At 70.5% G+C, this 15,443-nt stretch carries 16 protein-coding genes and 1 pseudogene; 6 read left to right on the top strand and 11 right to left on the bottom strand.

Annotation, left to right across the window (positions count from 1 at the left end):
- Nucleotides 1-94: 94 nt before the first annotated feature.
- Nucleotides 95-1,261: a histidine kinase gene (locus AB0N66_RS02060; RefSeq protein WP_365427312.1), complete on the bottom strand. Its 1,167-nt coding sequence runs from the start codon at nucleotides 1,259-1,261 to the stop codon at nucleotides 95-97.
- A 359-nt stretch (nucleotides 1,262-1,620) separates the two neighbouring features.
- On the opposite strand from AB0N66_RS02060, the gene AB0N66_RS02055 reads away from it, so the two are divergent.
- Nucleotides 1,621-1,827, top strand: a complete 207-nt coding sequence (locus AB0N66_RS02055; protein ID WP_365427124.1) for a hypothetical protein — start codon at nucleotides 1,621-1,623, stop codon at nucleotides 1,825-1,827.
- A 71-nt stretch (nucleotides 1,828-1,898) separates the two neighbouring features.
- Here AB0N66_RS02055 and AB0N66_RS02050 read toward each other — a convergent pair whose 3' ends face one another.
- From AB0N66_RS02050 to AB0N66_RS02035, 4 genes and pseudogenes are all read right to left on the bottom strand, one after another.
- Entirely contained in the window at nucleotides 1,899-2,291 is a 393-nt protein-coding gene (locus tag AB0N66_RS02050) for a ribonuclease domain-containing protein (protein WP_365427121.1), read from the bottom strand.
- 86 nt (nucleotides 2,292-2,377) lie between these two features.
- A complete protein-coding gene (locus AB0N66_RS02045) occupies nucleotides 2,378-3,295 on the bottom strand; it encodes a DMT family transporter (protein WP_365427118.1) in 918 nt (305 codons plus the stop codon).
- 88 nt (nucleotides 3,296-3,383) lie between these two features.
- Nucleotides 3,384-4,010, bottom strand: coding sequence for a dihydrofolate reductase family protein (locus AB0N66_RS02040; protein WP_365427115.1), 627 nt, complete (start codon nucleotides 4,008-4,010; stop codon nucleotides 3,384-3,386).
- A 74-nt stretch (nucleotides 4,011-4,084) separates the two neighbouring features.
- Nucleotides 4,085-4,911, bottom strand: a pseudogene (locus AB0N66_RS02035) (AIM24 family protein).
- A gap of 151 nt (nucleotides 4,912-5,062) precedes the next feature.
- Between AB0N66_RS02035 and AB0N66_RS02030 the strand changes: the two are divergent.
- Entirely contained in the window at nucleotides 5,063-5,812 is a 750-nt protein-coding gene (locus tag AB0N66_RS02030) for a 3-oxoacyl-ACP reductase family protein (protein WP_365427112.1), read from the top strand.
- 122 nt (nucleotides 5,813-5,934) lie between these two features.
- Here the strand turns inward: AB0N66_RS02030 and alc are convergent, their stop codons facing one another.
- Entirely contained in the window at nucleotides 5,935-7,056 is a 1,122-nt protein-coding gene (gene alc / locus AB0N66_RS02025; RefSeq protein ID WP_365427109.1) for an allantoicase, read from the bottom strand.
- Nucleotides 7,057-7,123: 67 nt separating this feature from the next.
- Complete coding sequence (gene allB / locus AB0N66_RS02020; protein ID WP_365427106.1) at nucleotides 7,124-8,464, bottom strand: allantoinase AllB; 1,341 nt, start codon at nucleotides 8,462-8,464, stop codon at nucleotides 7,124-7,126.
- Between the two features lie 272 nt (nucleotides 8,465-8,736).
- On the opposite strand from allB, the gene AB0N66_RS02015 reads away from it, so the two are divergent.
- Nucleotides 8,737-9,540 carry an IclR family transcriptional regulator gene (locus tag AB0N66_RS02015; protein WP_365427103.1) on the top strand — a complete coding sequence of 268 codons (804 nt, stop codon included), beginning with the start codon at nucleotides 8,737-8,739 and terminating at the stop codon, nucleotides 9,538-9,540.
- Nucleotides 9,541-9,590: 50 nt separating this feature from the next.
- Here the strand turns inward: AB0N66_RS02015 and AB0N66_RS02010 are convergent, their stop codons facing one another.
- Nucleotides 9,591-10,118: a universal stress protein gene (locus AB0N66_RS02010; RefSeq protein ID WP_365427100.1), complete on the bottom strand. Its 528-nt coding sequence runs from the start codon at nucleotides 10,116-10,118 to the stop codon at nucleotides 9,591-9,593.
- Nucleotides 10,118-10,294 (bottom strand): hypothetical protein, encoded by a 177-nt coding sequence (locus tag AB0N66_RS02005; RefSeq protein ID WP_365427097.1) that lies wholly within the window; start codon nucleotides 10,292-10,294, stop codon nucleotides 10,118-10,120. The genes AB0N66_RS02010 and AB0N66_RS02005 overlap by 1 nt, the downstream gene beginning before the upstream one ends.
- Before the next feature lie 106 nt (nucleotides 10,295-10,400).
- Here AB0N66_RS02005 and AB0N66_RS02000 point away from each other — a divergent pair, with 106 nt between their 5' ends.
- Nucleotides 10,401-11,894, top strand: coding sequence for a PLP-dependent aminotransferase family protein (locus AB0N66_RS02000; RefSeq protein WP_365427094.1), 1,494 nt, complete (start codon nucleotides 10,401-10,403; stop codon nucleotides 11,892-11,894).
- 193 nt (nucleotides 11,895-12,087) lie between these two features.
- Here the strand turns inward: AB0N66_RS02000 and AB0N66_RS01995 are convergent, their stop codons facing one another.
- A complete protein-coding gene (locus tag AB0N66_RS01995) occupies nucleotides 12,088-12,402 on the bottom strand; it encodes a DUF5955 family protein (protein WP_365427091.1) in 315 nt (104 codons plus the stop codon).
- Nucleotides 12,403-12,612: 210 nt separating this feature from the next.
- Here AB0N66_RS01995 and AB0N66_RS01990 point away from each other — a divergent pair, with 210 nt between their 5' ends.
- Nucleotides 12,613-13,227, top strand: coding sequence for a nucleotidyltransferase family protein (locus tag AB0N66_RS01990; protein WP_365427089.1), 615 nt, complete (start codon nucleotides 12,613-12,615; stop codon nucleotides 13,225-13,227).
- Nucleotides 13,228-13,414: 187 nt separating this feature from the next.
- Nucleotides 13,415-15,049, top strand: coding sequence for a malate synthase A (gene aceB, locus AB0N66_RS01985; RefSeq protein ID WP_365427086.1), 1,635 nt, complete (start codon nucleotides 13,415-13,417; stop codon nucleotides 15,047-15,049).
- 3 nt (nucleotides 15,050-15,052) lie between these two features.
- On the opposite strand, the gene AB0N66_RS01980 is transcribed toward aceB, so the two are convergent.
- Nucleotides 15,053-15,388: a SelT/SelW/SelH family protein gene (locus tag AB0N66_RS01980; RefSeq protein WP_365427310.1), complete on the bottom strand. Its 336-nt coding sequence runs from the start codon at nucleotides 15,386-15,388 to the stop codon at nucleotides 15,053-15,055.
- Nucleotides 15,389-15,443 lie beyond the last annotated feature (55 nt).

The following is a 15,443-nucleotide window of genomic DNA, read 5'->3' as shown; positions in this document are numbered from 1 at the left end:
AACCCGTACCTGGGGCTCCGCCCCCAGACCCCCCATCGGCCTGAACGGCCTCGTCCTCAAACGCCGGACGGGCTGAAACAACCCCAAAGCACACTCAGGCACCCCACGGCAACCAAGCCCGCACCTCGAACCCCCCACCCCCCACGCCCCCGTGCGAAAGCCGCCCACCCGCAAGCGTCGCCCGCTCGGTCAGCCCGATCAGCCCCTGCCCCGACCCGGGAACGTGCGGAACCGCCCCCGGCGGCGCCGGATTCTGGACGACCACGGTGAGGCCTTCCCCGGGAGCACCCGAGACGGACACCGTCACCTCCGCCCCCGGCGCGTGCTTACGGGCGTTCGTCAGGCCCTCCTGCGCGATCCGGTACGCGGTGCGGCCGACGGACGCGGACACGGCGGCCGGATCGGTGACGCGACCGTCGAGGACGACCTTCATACCCGCCGAGCGGGACTCGGAGACCAGCCCGTCGAGCGCGGCAAGCGTGGGCTGCGGCCGCCCCGCCTCCTCGGAGTCCCCCGTCCGCAGCACCCCGATGATCTCCCGCAGATCCTGCAAGGCCTCGTGCGCGCTCTCCCGGATCACCCCGGCCGCCCGCGCGACCTCCTCGCGAGGCGCGTCCGGCCGGAACTCCAGCGCCCCCGCGTGCACGCTCAGCAGCGTGAGCCGGTGCGCGAGCACATCGTGCATCTCGCGCGCGATGTCCTCACGCGCGAGCCGCTGCGCCTGCTCGGCCCGCAGCGCCGCCTCCGTCTCGGCCCGCCGCGCCCGGTCCCGCAGACTCAGCATGAGCTGCCGCTTGGACCGCACGAACATGCCCCAGCCGACCACGGCGACGTTGAGCAGCACCGTGAGGGCGACCATCCAGCCGTACGGCAGCTCGGGGTCGGGGCGCAGCCAGAAGAAGACGAAGCTCAGTACGGCGGAGATGCCGCCGATCCATGCCCCGTACTTGAAAGGCCGATGCACGGCGACAGTGAAGAGGGCGACCAGACCCGCGCCCCCTGCGGTGTTCGAGATGAAGCAGACGGGGAGCATCGCCACGGCGAAGCCGACCGGCCAGCGCCGGCGGAGCCATACCGCAGCGCAGGCGAAGGCACCGAGCCACTGGTCGACGACCGCCAGGGCGTGCGGAATGTTCGGGTCGCCGGACGCCGCGTCCGCACCGAGCATGCCGACCCCGACGGCGATCAGAAAGCAGGTGAAGTCCACGACCCAGTCGCGCGCGGTACGCCGTGGACGCCCCTTACGGTCGACGCGCCGCACCTGATCGAACTCCGCGGCGACGGCCGACGGCAGCAGCCACCGCCGCCCCGGCAACGCCTGCGCACCGGCCGACAGGGCCCCGACAGCCAGGTCCCCGGACACCGCGGTGCCCGCCCCGAGGGCCAGTTCCCCCGACACGGAAAGGTCTCGTGGCGCACGCGCCGCATTGTCACCGCTCACGGTCGACAAATCTACGCAGCCACACCCGCGCCCACCTCCCCGCAGCCGGGATCACCGACCAAAGTCGTACCTCTTCAGACTTTGGTCCCGGCCCGCACTCCGCGGCCTGTACTTAGGTCGGACATGCCTCGCCCCGCGGCCGATGAACATGGGAGGTCCGCGGGGCGAGGATTTTTCTCATGAAGCAGTTTCTGGAGATTGTCGGCTTTCTCGCCCTGGTCCAGGGCGCTCTGGGCCTGTTGCACTCGATCACCGGCTGGCCGCAGGGGTGGGGCCTCGTGCAGCGGTTCGGTGTTTTCGACGGCTACGAGATCTACGTGAGCGTAGCCCTGCTCGTACTGTCCTTCGCGCTGTTCGCTGCGGCCGAGAGCCGGAAGCCCGGCTGACCACGACCCGTACTTCCGACGAACCGGGCCAGACCCGGCTCACCCTCGGATCGCCCGCGGATCACCTCGGTTCAGCAGCTGTAGTTGATCAGCCTGAACGTGACGTAGTGGTCCGCGGTGTAGTAGTCCTCGTTCGTCTTGTTGCCGGTGACGATGCGCCGGGCGCCACGCGTCGAGGAGCCGGGTGTGATGACGGTGTACTCGTGGTAGTAGCCGGTGGACTGTGCGGGCAGGACGCCTTCCCGGTTCTGGAAGACGACTCCGTCCTGCGAGTACGGGAAAGGTCCTCCCGAGTCGATCAGGCGGAGCGTGGTGTACGCCTGCGTCGGCAGCGCGCCGTAGCAGACGCTGCCGACGGCGGTCGCCGCCGCGTTGGCCGGTACCGCGGCGGCGCCGCCGATGAGCAGGGCGGACATGAGGGCGACCAGCGCGCCCGTGCGAGTGGTGCGTGGGGGGAATCTCATGGACCTAGGATGACGCGCGTAGACCCTGCCATGTCAAGGACACGTCAAATGATTTCTCCCGCCAAGTCCGATGAATTTCCCGGGAGTTAACCTGCCGCCCGGCGCCCCCACCCGGTCCCCACAAGCACAAGAACACCCCCCACCAGCCCCAGCACGCCGAGGCGTTCGCCGCCGAGGGCGATCCCCGCGGCGGCGGCCCACAACGGCTCCGTACCGAGCAGCAGGCTGACCCGGGACGGCGAGGTCCGGCGTACGGCCCACATCTGCACGAAGAAGGCGAAGAGGGTGCAGAACACGGACAGGAACAGCAGCCCCGCCCACTCCCGCGCGCCGAAATCCGCGGCCGCGCTCCACGGCGTGGCGTCGGACCCCCTCAGGAACACCGCGAGCACCGCGAACACGCCCACGGCGGAGCCCAGTTGGACGGTGGTGAGCGGGAGCGCGTCCGCGCCCTGGACGGACTTGACGCGTGACATGGCGAGCACGTGCACGGTACGGGCGAGGGCCGCGAGCAGCATCAGCAGGTCGCCGGGCGACGGCTCGGTGAAGCCGCCGCTCTGGGTGAGCAGTACGACGCCGAGCACCGAGAGCCCGGCCGCGGCGAGAAAGGCCCGCGGCGGGCGGACTCGGGTCACGGCCGCCTCGGCGAGCGGCGTGAAGATCATGGTGAGGCTGATGATGAGGCCGGCGTTGGTCGCCGAGGTGTGGACGACGCCATACGTCTCCAGCAGGAAGATCCCGCTCAGGATCAGCCCGAGAAGGCCGGCCCCCCGCCACTGCGCGGCGGTCAGGGCCCGAAGCGAACGCCACCCGGCGACCACCAGGACCGGCAACACGATGCCGAAGCGCAGCACCAGCACGGCGATCACCGTCCGCGCGGTGGTGATGTCCTTGGCGGCGAGATAGCTGGCGCCCCAGACCACTGCCACCAGCAGCACGGGCAGGTCGGTGAGCCAGGCGCGGCGGGGCGGCGCGAGGGCGCCTGGTACGGCGATCGATGACATGGGGGGCGGCTCTCCCGGTCTCCGTCGAGGTCGGAGACGTCGGCGGCTCCCGTGGAGCGATCACCGTACCGGTGCGGCTGGTCTGCGGCTAGACGTTTTCCGGGAGCTCGTAGGAGCCGTATTCCGGGCGGCCGGCGAGGTCGTACGACTGGATGGAGACGCCCGTCGAGGTGATGCGTCCGCCGGTGTGCCGGAAGGCGGTCGGTAGGGAGCCCTCCCGGAAGAGGCGGCGGCCGGCGCCCAGCACGACCGGGAAGGTCAGCAGGTGGACGGTGTCGACGAGGTCGAGGGACAGCAGGGACTGCAGAAGAGCGCCGCTGCCATGCACCTGGATCTCACCTTCGGTGCGCTCCTTGAGGGCGGCGACCTCCTTGGCGAGGTCTCCACTGATCACGGTCGTGCCGGTCCACGCGGGGTCGGTCAGGGTCGACGAGGCGACGTACTTCGGCAGGGCGTTGAGCTTCGAGGCGACAGGGTCGGCAGGGTCGGTCACCTTCGGCCAGTACCCGGCGAAGATGTCGTACGTACGGCGGCCGAGGAGAAACGCGTCGACGCTGCCGAAGACCTCGGTGACGAACCGGCCGAAGTCCTCGTCGCTGTACGGGACGGTCCAGCCGCCCTGCTCGAAGCCGCCCCTGGGGTCCTCCTGGGGGCCGCCGGGTGCCTGGTAGACGCCGTCGAGGCTGACGAAGATCTGGGAGACGAGCTTGCCCATGACGGGTGCCTTCTCTTTCGGGTGGGGTCTGTTGTCATCAGTTCAGACCCCGCCGGCACCCGCAACTCATCGGTTCAGCCGGCGTTCGTCGAGAACAGTCCGCCCGTCGGACCCTGCTTGTCGCCGCCCTGGGCCTTCTTCAGGGCGTTGGCGAGGCTCTCGATGGTGAGGGACTGGAGGATGACCTGTCCCTCACCCTCCAGGGTGGCGAGCGAGAGGCCCTCGCCGCCCAAGACCGCGTTCATCAGGCCCTGCCGGTTGAGGCCTCCGACGCGCTGGACCCCGTACTGGATGCCCTCCTCGAAGGCGACGACACAGCCCGTGTCTACCTCGATGCGGCCGCCGAAATCGGCCGGGTTGAGGTCGATGAAGTTGCCGCGCCCGCGATGATCACTGTGCCCTGTCCGGTGAACTTCTCCAGGACGAAGCCCTCGCCGCCGCTGCGTCCGGTCCTGCCGCCCTGGAAGTCGATTCCGAACTGAACGCTCGACTCGGCGGCGACGAACGCGTCCTTCTCGGCGAACCACGCGCGCGTGCCGTCCAGTTCCAGAGCACGCATCTCGCCGGGCAGGACACCCGCGAAGCCGACCGTGCCCTCGCCGCCCGTCGACGTGAAGTACTGGAACGCCAGCGACTCGCCCGCGAGCGCCCGCTGGCCGGCCTGCATCGCCGTGCCCATCGCCTGACGCAGCATGCCGCCCATGCCGCCGGCCACGCCCCCGGCGCCGCTTTGGGGCTGTCCGCCCGCGCCGCCGGACGGTCCGGAGAGCCTGGTCTCCATGGTCACGTTCGTGGTCTTGAAGAGGAACTTTCCCGCCTCGCAGTACACGGTCTGGCCGGGGCTCAGGCTGACGACCGCCATCTGCATGGCGGTGCCGACGATCTCTTGCTGAAGAGTCACGAAGGGAAAACGCCGGAGGCGGAGGGAAGAGTTCCAGCCATACGAGTGACATCAGGTGACATCAGGTGACATCTCCGAGGATGTCCGTCCACGCGAACTGGCCGTCCGTTTGCCGCCAGCAATCGGCCGCCGTAGCCGCTGGGATGGAGTCATGACTTCACGAGAGAGCATGAGCGGCGCGGCGGTCCTGGTGACCGGCGGCAGCCGGGGGATCGGGGCCGCGACCGCCCTGCGGCTCGCCCAGGAAGGCGCCGATGTGGCCATCACCTATGTGAGGGACAAGGAAGCCGCCGAGGACGTCGTACGCCGGATCGAGGCGCTCGGCAGACGTGGGCTGGCCCTGCGGGCGGACTCCGCGGACGCGGCGGAGGCCGTCGAGTCGGTACGGAGGACGGCCGGGGCGCTCGGGCGGCTCGACGTGCTGGTCAACAACGTGGGCGTCGGGCTGCTCGGTCCCCTGGACTCGCTGTCCCTCGCCGACATCGACCGGGTCCTCTCGGTCAACGTACGCGGGGTCTTCCTGGCCTCCCAGACAGCGGCTCTCCACATGGGCCGTGGCGGGCGGATCATCACGATCGGTACGTGCATGACACAGCGTGTTCCCGGGCCCGGGGGGACGCTGTACGCGACCAGCAAGTCGGCCCTGATCGGGCTGACGAAGGCGCTCGCCCGTGAGCTGGGCGACCGGGGGATCTCGGCCAATATCGTCCACCCGGGTCCGATCGACACGGACATGAATCCGGCGGACGGGCCGCACGGGCCGGGGCAGGCGGCGATGACCGCGCTGGGGCGATTCGGTACGGCGGCCGAGGTGGCGTCCATGGTCGCGTATCTCGCCGGGGGTGAGGCGGGGTACGTCACGGGGGCGGAGTTCGCGGTGGACGGGGGGCATGCGGCGTAGGGGCGGGTTTTCTCGCCCCCTCCGCCCCTACCCGTCCCGTACCTGGGGGCTGCGCCCCCAGACCCCCGCCATCGGCCTGGACGGCCTCGTCCTCAACGCCGGACGGGCTGAACTGCGCCCCGTCAGCCGCCCAGCTCCTGATGGCGCGCCGTCAGCCGCGCCGCCCCCTCCTCCGTCAGCGAGCCGAACAGTCGCAGCCGCGAGATCCCGCCGTCCGGGAAGATGTCCACGCGCGCGTGGGTGCCGACGGCGGCGGCGTCGAGGACGAAGCGGTGGTTGGTGTCGGGCTGCAACCGAGTACGGGGCAGGATCTCCGTCCACTCCCCGTCCCTCACCGACACCGACGCCCAGCCCGCGCTGTTGCCCTTCAGGTACGCCGTGTCGATCTCGATCGCGCGGATCTCCGAGCGGGCGACCAGCTGGTAGCGGATCCAGTCGTTGCCCTGGTCGCGGCGGCGACGGGTCTCCCAGCCGTCGTCCATCTTGCGGGAGCGGCCCGGCTGGATGGTGTTCGAGGCGGGTGAATAGAAGAGGTTCGAGGCGTCCTCGGCGCGGCCGCCGTTCTCCAGGGCGACTACGTCGAAGGTGCCGAGCACGGACAGCCACTCGGGGTCCGGTACGACCTCGCCGTGGACGCGCAGACGCGCGATGCCACCGTCGGGGTGCTGGTTGACGCGCAGGTGGGTGAAGCGCTGCTCCACCGACACCGCGAAGCCGTTGGCGGCGTGGCCGCCGACCGCCGTACGCGGGACGAGCGTCGTCCACTTCACGTCGTCCGCAAGCAGCTCCTGCGGCGAGGGAGAGCCGGGGGCGGACGCGCCCTCGACCGACACCGCCTGCGGGTAGTTCCCGCGGAAGTGGGCCGTGTCGACGACGATGCCGCGTACGACGCCGGGCGCGCCCAGGCGTACGAGGGCCCAGTCGTGGTCCTCGACGGTCGGCCACGGGTGCTCGGCCGAGGCACCGCGCCGTCGGCGGGTCTCCCAGCCGTCCATGACCTTGCCCTTGTGGCCGAAGTGTTCGGGGTCGAACTCGGCGTCCCCGGGCACGAGAAGGTTCTCGCGCTGGGCGAAGAACTCGTCGTTGGCGGCGATGACACCGGCGCCGAGCTGCCGGTCGGCGAGGTTGGTGTACCGGGTGAAGGGGAAGTCCGCGGTGCGGTAGTCCGCGTACGGATCGCCGCCTCCGTAGGGGTTCGCGTCGCCGGTGAAGCCCGCCAGAGGGGATTGCTGTTGCGCCGTCACGATGATCAGGTCTGCCTTTCGAAGGTCGGCCGCTGCGGGTGCGGGTGAGAGTGGGAGTGGGGGGTAGCTAGGGCCGGCGGCTCAGCAGGAGCCCCGTCGGCTCGCCGAACTCCCCGTCGGCCACGATGCGTTGGCCCCGTAGCCAGGTGGACTTGACGACCCCGCTGAGGGTCTTGCCGGCGTACGCCGTGACACGGTTGCGGTGCTGGAGCGCGGCCGGGTCGACGGTGAAGGTCTCGTCCGGTGCGAGGACCGCGAAGTCGGCGTCGTGGCCCGCCTCGATGGCGCCCTTGCGGTCACCGAGGCCGACGAGTTCCGCCGTGCGCGCGGACATCCAGCGCACCACGTCCTCCAGGCCGTACCCGCGCGCGCGGGCCTCCGTCCAGACCGCGGACAGGCTCAGCTGGAGCCCGGAGATGCCGCCCCAGGCGGTCGCGAAGTCGTCGGTCTTCAGGTCGGCCGTGGAGGGCGAGTGGTCGGTGACCACGCAGTCGATGGTGCCGTCGGCGAGGGCCTGCCACAGCAGGTCCTGGTTGGCGGCCTCACGGATGGGCGGACAGCACTTGAACTCGCTTGCGCCGTCCGGGACTTCCTCGGCGGTGAGCGTGAGGTAGTGGGGGCAGGTCTCGACCGTGAGCCGTACACCCTCCGCCTTCGCCGCGGCGATCAGCGGCAGCGCGTCGCTCGACGACAGGTGCAGCACGTGCACGCGCGCGTTGAGGCGCTTCGCCTGAGCGATGAGGTTCTCGATGGCGGTGTCCTCGGCGTCACGCGGCCGCGAGGCGAGGAAGTCTGCGTACTTCTGGCCGCCCTTCTGCGGGGCGGCCGCGAGGTGGTGCGGGTCCTCTGCGTGCACGATCAGCAGGCCGCCGAAGCCGGCGATCTCGGCCAGCGACTGGGCGAGTTGCTCCTGGTCGAGCTCCGGGAACTCGTCCACGCCCGACGGCGACAGGAACGCCTTGAAGCCGAAGACGCCCGCGTCGTGCAACGGCCGCAGGTCCTTGACGTTGTCGGGCAGCGCGCCGCCCCAGAAACCGACGTCGATGTGCGCCTTGGTACGGGCGACGTCCTTCTTCGTACGGAGGTTGTCGACCGTCGTCGTCGGCGGGAGGGAGTTGAGCGGCATGTCGATCAGGGTGGTGATACCGCCGGCGGCCGCCGCGCGCGTCGCCGTCCAGAAGCCCTCCCACTCCGTGCGCCCTGGATCGTTGACGTGCACATGGGTGTCGACGAGGCCGGGCAGCAGGACGTCGTCGCCGAAGTCCTCGATGCGGGCACCGGCCGGTACCTCCGCGTCGTGCGCGAGTACGGCCGTGATCTTTCCCCCGGCGACCGCGACCGAGGCGGCGCGCGTCCCTTCGGGAGTGATGACGCGTGTCGAGCGCAGTACCAGTTCGACGTCGGACACCCGGACCCCTCTCTCTGCCCCTGTTGACTCCCGATGCGGCTGTTTACTTCCGCGTAACGAAATTCAACGTTCTGTTGAAGGAGTCTTCACTTCGACCCACGCGCCGTCAAGGGCACATCTCTCCACTCTGCTCTCCACCCGCCCACTCTGGACGTTTCCACAAAGTGGAATTAGAATTCCGCCAAGCAGAACGTAGTAATGCACCACTCGGGAGTCGACCGACTCCCCGGTAGGCTGCATCACTGCCTGTCAGCCTTGAAAGGACCGCGCCCGTGCCGTCGTCCAGCGCCAGCACCACCGACGCCGCCAAGTCATCTTCGCCGAGCGGTGGTGTCCAGTCTCTCGAGCGCGCCTTCGATCTGCTCGAACGGATGGCGGACGCCGGGGGCGAGGTCGGCCTGAGCGAGCTCGCCGCGAGCAGCGGGCTGCCGCTGCCCACCATCCACCGCCTCATGCGCACGCTGGTGACCTGCGGTTACGTACGCCAGCAGCCCAACCGCCGGTACGCCCTCGGCCCCCGCCTGATCCGGCTCGGGGAATCCGCCGCCCGGCTGCTCGGCACCTGGGCCCGCCCCTACCTCGCGCGTCTGGTCGAGGAGACCGGCGAGACCGCGAACATGGCGCTGCTCGACGGCGACGAGATCGTCTACGTCGCCCAGGTGCCGTCCAAGCACTCGATGCGCATGTTCACCGAGGTGGGCCGGCGCGTGCTGCCGCACTCCACAGGGGTGGGCAAGGCGCTGCTCGCGCACACTCCGGCCGACGAGGTGCGCTCGCTCCTCGCCCGTACCGGCATGCCCGCCGCGACGGAGAAGACGATCACCACGCCGGACGGCTTCCTGACCGCGTTGGAAGAGGTACGCCGACTCGGCTATGCCATCGACGACAACGAGCAGGAGATCGGGGTCCGCTGCCTCGCCGTCTCGGTGCCCAACTCACCCACCGCGGCCGCCATTTCGATCTCCGGCCCGGCGGGCCGCGTCACCGAGGAAGCCACCGAGAAGATCGTGCCCGTGCTGCAACAGGTCGCGGTGGAACTGTCGGCGGCGCTGGCAAGCTCCGGCCCGGCGGCCTGAGCAGACAGCAGACCGACACCTCGCAGTCCCGCACCGTCGTACCGGCCTGTTCACGCCAGCATCTCGAAATCCCCCGCCGTCGCGCGTCGCAGCGCACGGCGCTCCCGCCTCGGCAACGCGGGTGCCGGGACCGTCAGAACCGGGCAACGGGCCTGCGCCAGGACGCGTCGGCGGACGGCCGCCCGACGCGGGCCGGTGCGGGTGCGGGTGCGGGTGCGGGTGCGGGTGCGGGTGCCGAGGATGAGCAGGTCGCCCGGGTCCGCGACCCAGGCGCACAGGACCTGGTCGGGGCGGCCGCGGATCACCCGTCGGCGGACGGTGACCCCCGGGGGCGTACCGCCGAAGGCCTCGTCGAAGGCCCGGTCCAGGCGGGCTCGGGCCTCGTGTTCGCAGTGGGCGGCCCAGGCGCTGTCGGGGCTCCTGACGTACAGGGCCTCGCCCTCGGGCGGCTCCCAGGCCAGGACGGCGACGAGCGTACGACCACTCTCTCGGGCCACGTGGGCGGCGACCCGGAGCGCGGCGAGGCTCGCGAGCGAGCCGCTCACCCCGACGACGAGGCGCGCCCCGTCGGCGGCCATCAGTGCTCGCCCCCTCGCCTCAGCGAACTGGCGAGCAGGCCTCGCGCCCACTCCCGCAGCGGTACGCCCGGCATGCGCTCCTCCTGACGCCGTTGCAGCTCCCGCTCCAGGCGGTCGGTGACATCGGTGACGTCAGCAGCTTCCTTCCCGTGGACTCGGGTGTTCCGGGCTTTCATCCCACTGCTCCCCTTCCCAGGCCAATCCGGCAGGCCGAATTCCGTACACGCTCACATTCTGTAAGCTGATTGGCCTGCCCTACAGGGCCAATACGAGGGAGTTGGCATGGTGAACAGACCGGTGGTCCGCTCCGTGGACAGAACGCTGGGAAGCCGGCAGCTGGCGGGGTTGCTGTCCACCGCGCCCCACCCCGACAGCCGTCCCGAAGTCGATGGCCGCCCCGGTTATCGCGCGCTCGCGGACGGCGTACGCAAGCTGCTCCTCGACGGCCGGATCGCGCTGCACATCCGGTTGCCCGCCGAGCGTGAACTGGCGTCGACTCTGGGGGTCAGCCGGGCCACGGTGACGGCGGCGTACGACCTTCTGCGCGAGAGCGGGTTCGCGCGCAGCCGACGGGGTGCCGGTACCTGGACGGAGCTCCCCGAGGGGCATCGCCCGACCAATGTGGCCTCGTTCCCTGTCAACGACGGGGTGATCGACCTGGCCTTCGCGGCGCCCGGCGCGCCCGAGGCGGAGCTCGCGGAGGCGGTCGCCGCGGCGTGCACGATGCTGGCCCGTCATGCGCCGACACCGGGCTACAACCCCTACGGAATCCCGGAGTTGAGGGCCGCGGTCGCCGAGCGGTTCACCCGGCGCGGGCTGCCGACACTGCCGGATCAGATCCTCATCACGGCCGGGGCGCAGCAGGCGCTGTCCCTGACGCTGGGTCTGCTCGGGCGACCCGGCGACCGGGTGCTGGTCGAGAACCCCTCCTATCCGAACGCCCTCGACGCGATCCGCCGCGCCGGGCTGCGGACAACTCCCGTTCCCGTCACCGAGATTGGCTGGGACTCCGGTCTGATCGACTGCGCTCTACGGCAGGCGGCGCCCCGGATCGCGTATCTGATCCCCGACTTCCACAATCCGACGGGGCGTCTGATGCCGCCCGAACAGCGCCTGGCCGTACTGGAGTCGGCGCGGGCGACAGGCACCTGGCTGCTGATCGACGAGACGATGTCGGAGATCGCGCTGGATGTTCCGGCGCCTGCGCCCTTCGCGTCACTGGCGCCGCGCGGGATGGCCGAACAGATCGTGACCGTTGGGTCGTTGAGCAAGACGCACTGGGGCGGTCTGCGGGTCGGCTGGGTGCGGGCGGGGTCCCGGCTGATCACGGAACTGGCGACGGCGCGGGTGCCGACCGACATGGGCGGCCCGGTCCTCGACCAGTTGGTCGCGCTCGGTCTGCTGGCGCGCACCGACGACGTACTGCGCGAGCGGCTGCCACGGCTGCGGGCCCAGCGGGACGCGCTCGCCGAGTCGCTGGGCCGTCATCTCCCTGACTGGCGCTGGCAGTTGCCGCCCGGAGGGCTGACGCTGTGGATCGACCTGGGCCGCCCGATCGCCTCGGCGCTGGCCCGCGCGGCGCTCGCGCAGGGGGTACGCGTCGAGGGCGGGGCCCGCTTCGGCGCCGATCCCGGCACCCACGAACAGCGCCTGCGCTTCCCGTACACGCTGTCGCCGGAGGTCCTCGACGACGCCGTACGCCGGGTGGCGACCGCCTTGGACAGCGGGCTCGACGCGGCCGGTACGGACGCGGGGCGCCCGCACTGGGTGGCGTGACTGTCGCGGGGCGGTTCCCCGCACCATCGGGGCGGCTCCCCGCACCATCGGCGCAGTTCCCCGCACCAGCGAGGCGGCTCCACGAATCCCCCGGACCTACCGCCCACGGCCGCTCCACGGGACCTACCAGCGCCGGACGGTTCCCGCGTCCACCGGACCTACCGCCGCGGCGGCCCCCCGGTACCCGCCAGACCTACCGCCGCGGCGGTTGCCCGAACAGCTCCACCGCGCTGCGGACGTCCGCGAGGCTCGCGGCCAGCGCGCTGACCGAGCCGATCGAGCCGGCGACCAGCAGTAGGGAGCGGCGCAGACGCGGGATCTCGGGGATGCCGCTGATGGCCATCGCGGCGAGGGCCGCGAGTTCGTCCTCGGCGATGCCCCGGTCCGGGAACTCGGCGGGGTGCGCGGCCAGTTGACGGCGCAGCCGAGCGACGGCGGTACGCAGTTCCGCCACTCTCGGGTCTTCGTCACTGCCGGTCACTGACCTCTGCCCCAAGCTCCGCAACACAGCTCTCCCCCCTCGCGCATCCTTGTGCGCAAGTCCTTCGTACGTCGGTCCAACGCCCCGTGGCGATGGTCAGGCGCCGAGAGACGCGGGCCAGTAAACGCCACCCGGCGCGGTGGGCGCCACTCCCCTGACCGAAATTCAGCCCTCGGAATTCGTGCGGTCCGCCGGGGTCCCGGAGCGCGCCCCGGCCGGGTCAGGTATGCAGGGGACATGACGGTGAACAAAGACCAGGTGGCCGGGCTGCTGCTGGCGGCCGGCGGCGGGCGGCGGCTCGGGGGGCGACCCAAGGCGCTCCTGTCCCACCGGGGGCGACCCCTTGTCGAACACGCGGTCGCAGTGTTGCGTGCGGGAGGCTGCACGCGCGTCCACGTGGTCCTGGGGGCCGGGGCCGACGCCGTACGGGAGCGGGCCGCGCTGCCCGGCTGCGTGCTCGTCGACAACCCGGAGTGGGAGGAGGGCATGGGTTCCTCACTGCGCGCGGGACTCGACTCGCTGGCAGGCACGGGGGCGCGGGCCGCGCTGGTGTCACTCGTCGATCAGCCCGGCATCGGCCCCGAGGCGGTGAGCCGGGTCCTTGCCGCGTACCAGGCCGAAACGTCACTGGTTTCGGCCGCTTATGAGGGCGTGCGCGGCCACCCCGTTCTCTTCGGCGCCGCCCATTGGGCGGGCATCGCCGCGACTGCCACCGGGGATCGGGGGGCACGCGCATACCTGAAGGAGCACGAGGAGGCAATCACTCTCGTCGAGTGCGGAGACGTCGCACGGCCGTACGACATCGACACCACGGAAGACCTGGTCCACCTTGAGCCACCTCCCCGGCCGTGAACGGGGTGGCACTGAGCGCCAGCTTCCCTCGACTCGGAGAATCTCGACATCAACAAACCATTGAACTTCCACCATGAGGAAACTAGTATCCACTGTTCAGAAGCGCCTGGCGGCTCCGCGGGCGTTCGCAGCCGTACTCAGATTGACTGGCACCCGGTGCCACGCTCGCTGAAGGAAGTGACAGCTCATGTCCGCACCAGCGCCGTCCTCGCTGGCCATCGTCGACGCCGAGCCCCTGCCACGGCAGGAGGAGGTCCTCACCGACGCGGCCCTCGCCTTCGTGGCCGAGCTGCACCGGTTGTTCACGCCCCGGCGTGACGAGCTCCTCGCCCGCCGTGCGGAGCGCCGCGCCGAGATCGCCCGCACCTCCACGCTCGACTTCCTCCCGGAGACCGCCGCGATCCGCGCGGACGACTCCTGGAAGGTGGCCCCCTCCCCGGCGGCCCTGAACGACCGCCGGGTCGAGATCACCGGCCCCACCGACCGCAAGATGACCATCAACGCCCTCAACTCCGGCGCAAAGATCTGGCTCGCCGACTTCGAGGACGCCTCAGCGCCCACCTGGGAGAACGTGGTCCTCGGTCAGGTCAACCTGACCGACGCCTACACCCGGAACATCGACTTCACGGACGAGCGCACCGGCAAGTCGTACGCGCTCAAGGCGGCCGATGAACTGGCGACCGTCGTCATGCGGCCGCGCGGCTGGCACCTGAACGAGCGGCACCTCGTCGACGCCGACGGCACACCCGTCCCCGGCGCGCTCGTCGACTTCGGCCTGTACTTCTTCCACAACGCGCAGCGCCTGATCGACCTCGGGAAGGGCCCGTACTTCTACCTCCCGAAGACGGAGTCGTACCTGGAGGCGCGCCTCTGGAACGACGTCTTCGTCTTCGCGCAGGACTACGTCGGCATCCCGCAGGGCACGGTCCGCGCGACCGTCCTGATCGAGACGATCACGGCCGCGTACGAGATGGAGGAGATCCTCTACGAACTCCGCGACCACGCCTCCGGGTTGAACGCCGGCCGTTGGGACTACCTCTTCTCCATCGTCAAGAACTTCCGTGACGGCGGCGAGAAGTTCGTGCTGCCGGACCGCAACGCGGTGACGATGACGGCCCCGTTCATGCGCGCGTACACCGAACTCCTCGTCCGCACCTGCCACAAGCGGGGCGCCCACGCTCTCGGCGGTATGGCAGCGTTCATCCCCTCGCGCCGCGACGAAGAGGTCAACAAGGTCGCCTTCGCGAAGGTCAAGGCGGACAAGGACCGTGAGGCGGGCGACGGTTTCGACGGCTCATGGGTGGCCCACCCGGACCTCGTCCCGATCGCCATGGCCTCCTTCGACGCGGTCCTCGGCGACAAGCCGAACCAGAAGGACCGGCTGCGCGAGGACGTCTCGGTGGCGGCCGGTGACCTGATCGCCGTCGACTCCATCGACGCGAAGCCGACGTACGACGGACTGGTCAACGCCGTCCAGGTCGGCATCCGTTACATCGAGGCCTGGCTCCGCGGGATGGGCGCGGTCGCCATCTTCAACCTCATGGAGGACGCGGCCACCGCCGAGATCTCCCGGTCGCAGATCTGGCAGTGGATCAACGCGGGGGTTGTCTTCGAGCACGACGGCACGGCCCTGACCGCGACGCCCGAGCTGGCGCGCAAGATCGCCGCCGAGGAACTCGTGAACATCCGCGCCGAGATCGGCGAGGAGGCCTTCGCCGCGGGCAACTGGCAGCAGGCGCACGACCTGCTGCTGAAGGTCGCCCTGGACGAGGACTACGCGGACTTCCTCACGCTGCCCGCGTACGAGCAGCTGGCCGGCTGACGCTCATTTCTCCGAGTGGCCCAGGGATTTTTCCGGGGCCACTCGGTCGCGTACGAGGCGCTTGACGGCCGTCGGCTCCGGGAAGCCCTGGTCGCGGCGGTCCCAGACGACCTCGTCGTCGACGCGTACGACGAAGACACCGCCGGTGCCGGGCTTGAGGGCGAGTTCCGTCAACTCGGTCTCGAAGGTGGTCAGGAGTTCCTGGGCGAGCCAGGCGGCACGGGGCAGCCAGCGGCACTGAGTGCAGTACTCGATCTGGACGCGATGGGTGTCCGAGGGCTCCGTGTCCGCTACGTTCTCCGCGTCCGCCACGTTCTCTGCAGTCTCCGCGTCCGCCATGTTCTCCGCAGTCTCCGTCTTCTCCGTGGTCATCCGAGACGTACATTCTCCGTGG

Source organism: Streptomyces sp. NPDC093544, assembly GCF_040683495.1.
Taxonomy (GTDB): Bacteria; Actinomycetota; Actinomycetes; order Streptomycetales; family Streptomycetaceae; genus Streptomyces.
This window is presented reverse-complemented; position numbering and strand designations above follow the sequence as displayed.

Coding starts and splice junctions, on each gene's coding strand:
- AB0N66_RS02010 (WP_365427100.1), bottom strand. CDS start 10,118: ATGGCCGCCGACGGGGCGCGCCTCGTCGTCGGGGTGAGCGGCTCGCTC.
- AB0N66_RS01990 (WP_365427089.1), top strand. CDS start 12,613: ATGACGGTGAACAAAGACCAGGTGGCCGGGCTGCTGCTGGCGGCCGGC.
- AB0N66_RS02000 (WP_365427094.1), top strand. CDS start 10,401: ATGGTGAACAGACCGGTGGTCCGCTCCGTGGACAGAACGCTGGGAAGC.
- aceB (WP_365427086.1), top strand. CDS start 13,415: ATGTCCGCACCAGCGCCGTCCTCGCTGGCCATCGTCGACGCCGAGCCC.
- AB0N66_RS02030 (WP_365427112.1), top strand. CDS start 5,063: ATGACTTCACGAGAGAGCATGAGCGGCGCGGCGGTCCTGGTGACCGGC.
- AB0N66_RS02055 (WP_365427124.1), top strand. CDS start 1,621: ATGAAGCAGTTTCTGGAGATTGTCGGCTTTCTCGCCCTGGTCCAGGGC.
- AB0N66_RS01980 (WP_365427310.1), bottom strand. CDS start 15,388: ATGGCGGACGCGGAGACTGCAGAGAACGTGGCGGACGCGGAGAACGTA.
- AB0N66_RS02040 (WP_365427115.1), bottom strand. CDS start 4,010: ATGGGCAAGCTCGTCTCCCAGATCTTCGTCAGCCTCGACGGCGTCTAC.
- AB0N66_RS02005 (WP_365427097.1), bottom strand. CDS start 10,294: ATGAAAGCCCGGAACACCCGAGTCCACGGGAAGGAAGCTGCTGACGTC.
- AB0N66_RS02045 (WP_365427118.1), bottom strand. CDS start 3,295: ATGTCATCGATCGCCGTACCAGGCGCCCTCGCGCCGCCCCGCCGCGCC.
- AB0N66_RS02050 (WP_365427121.1), bottom strand. CDS start 2,291: ATGAGATTCCCCCCACGCACCACTCGCACGGGCGCGCTGGTCGCCCTC.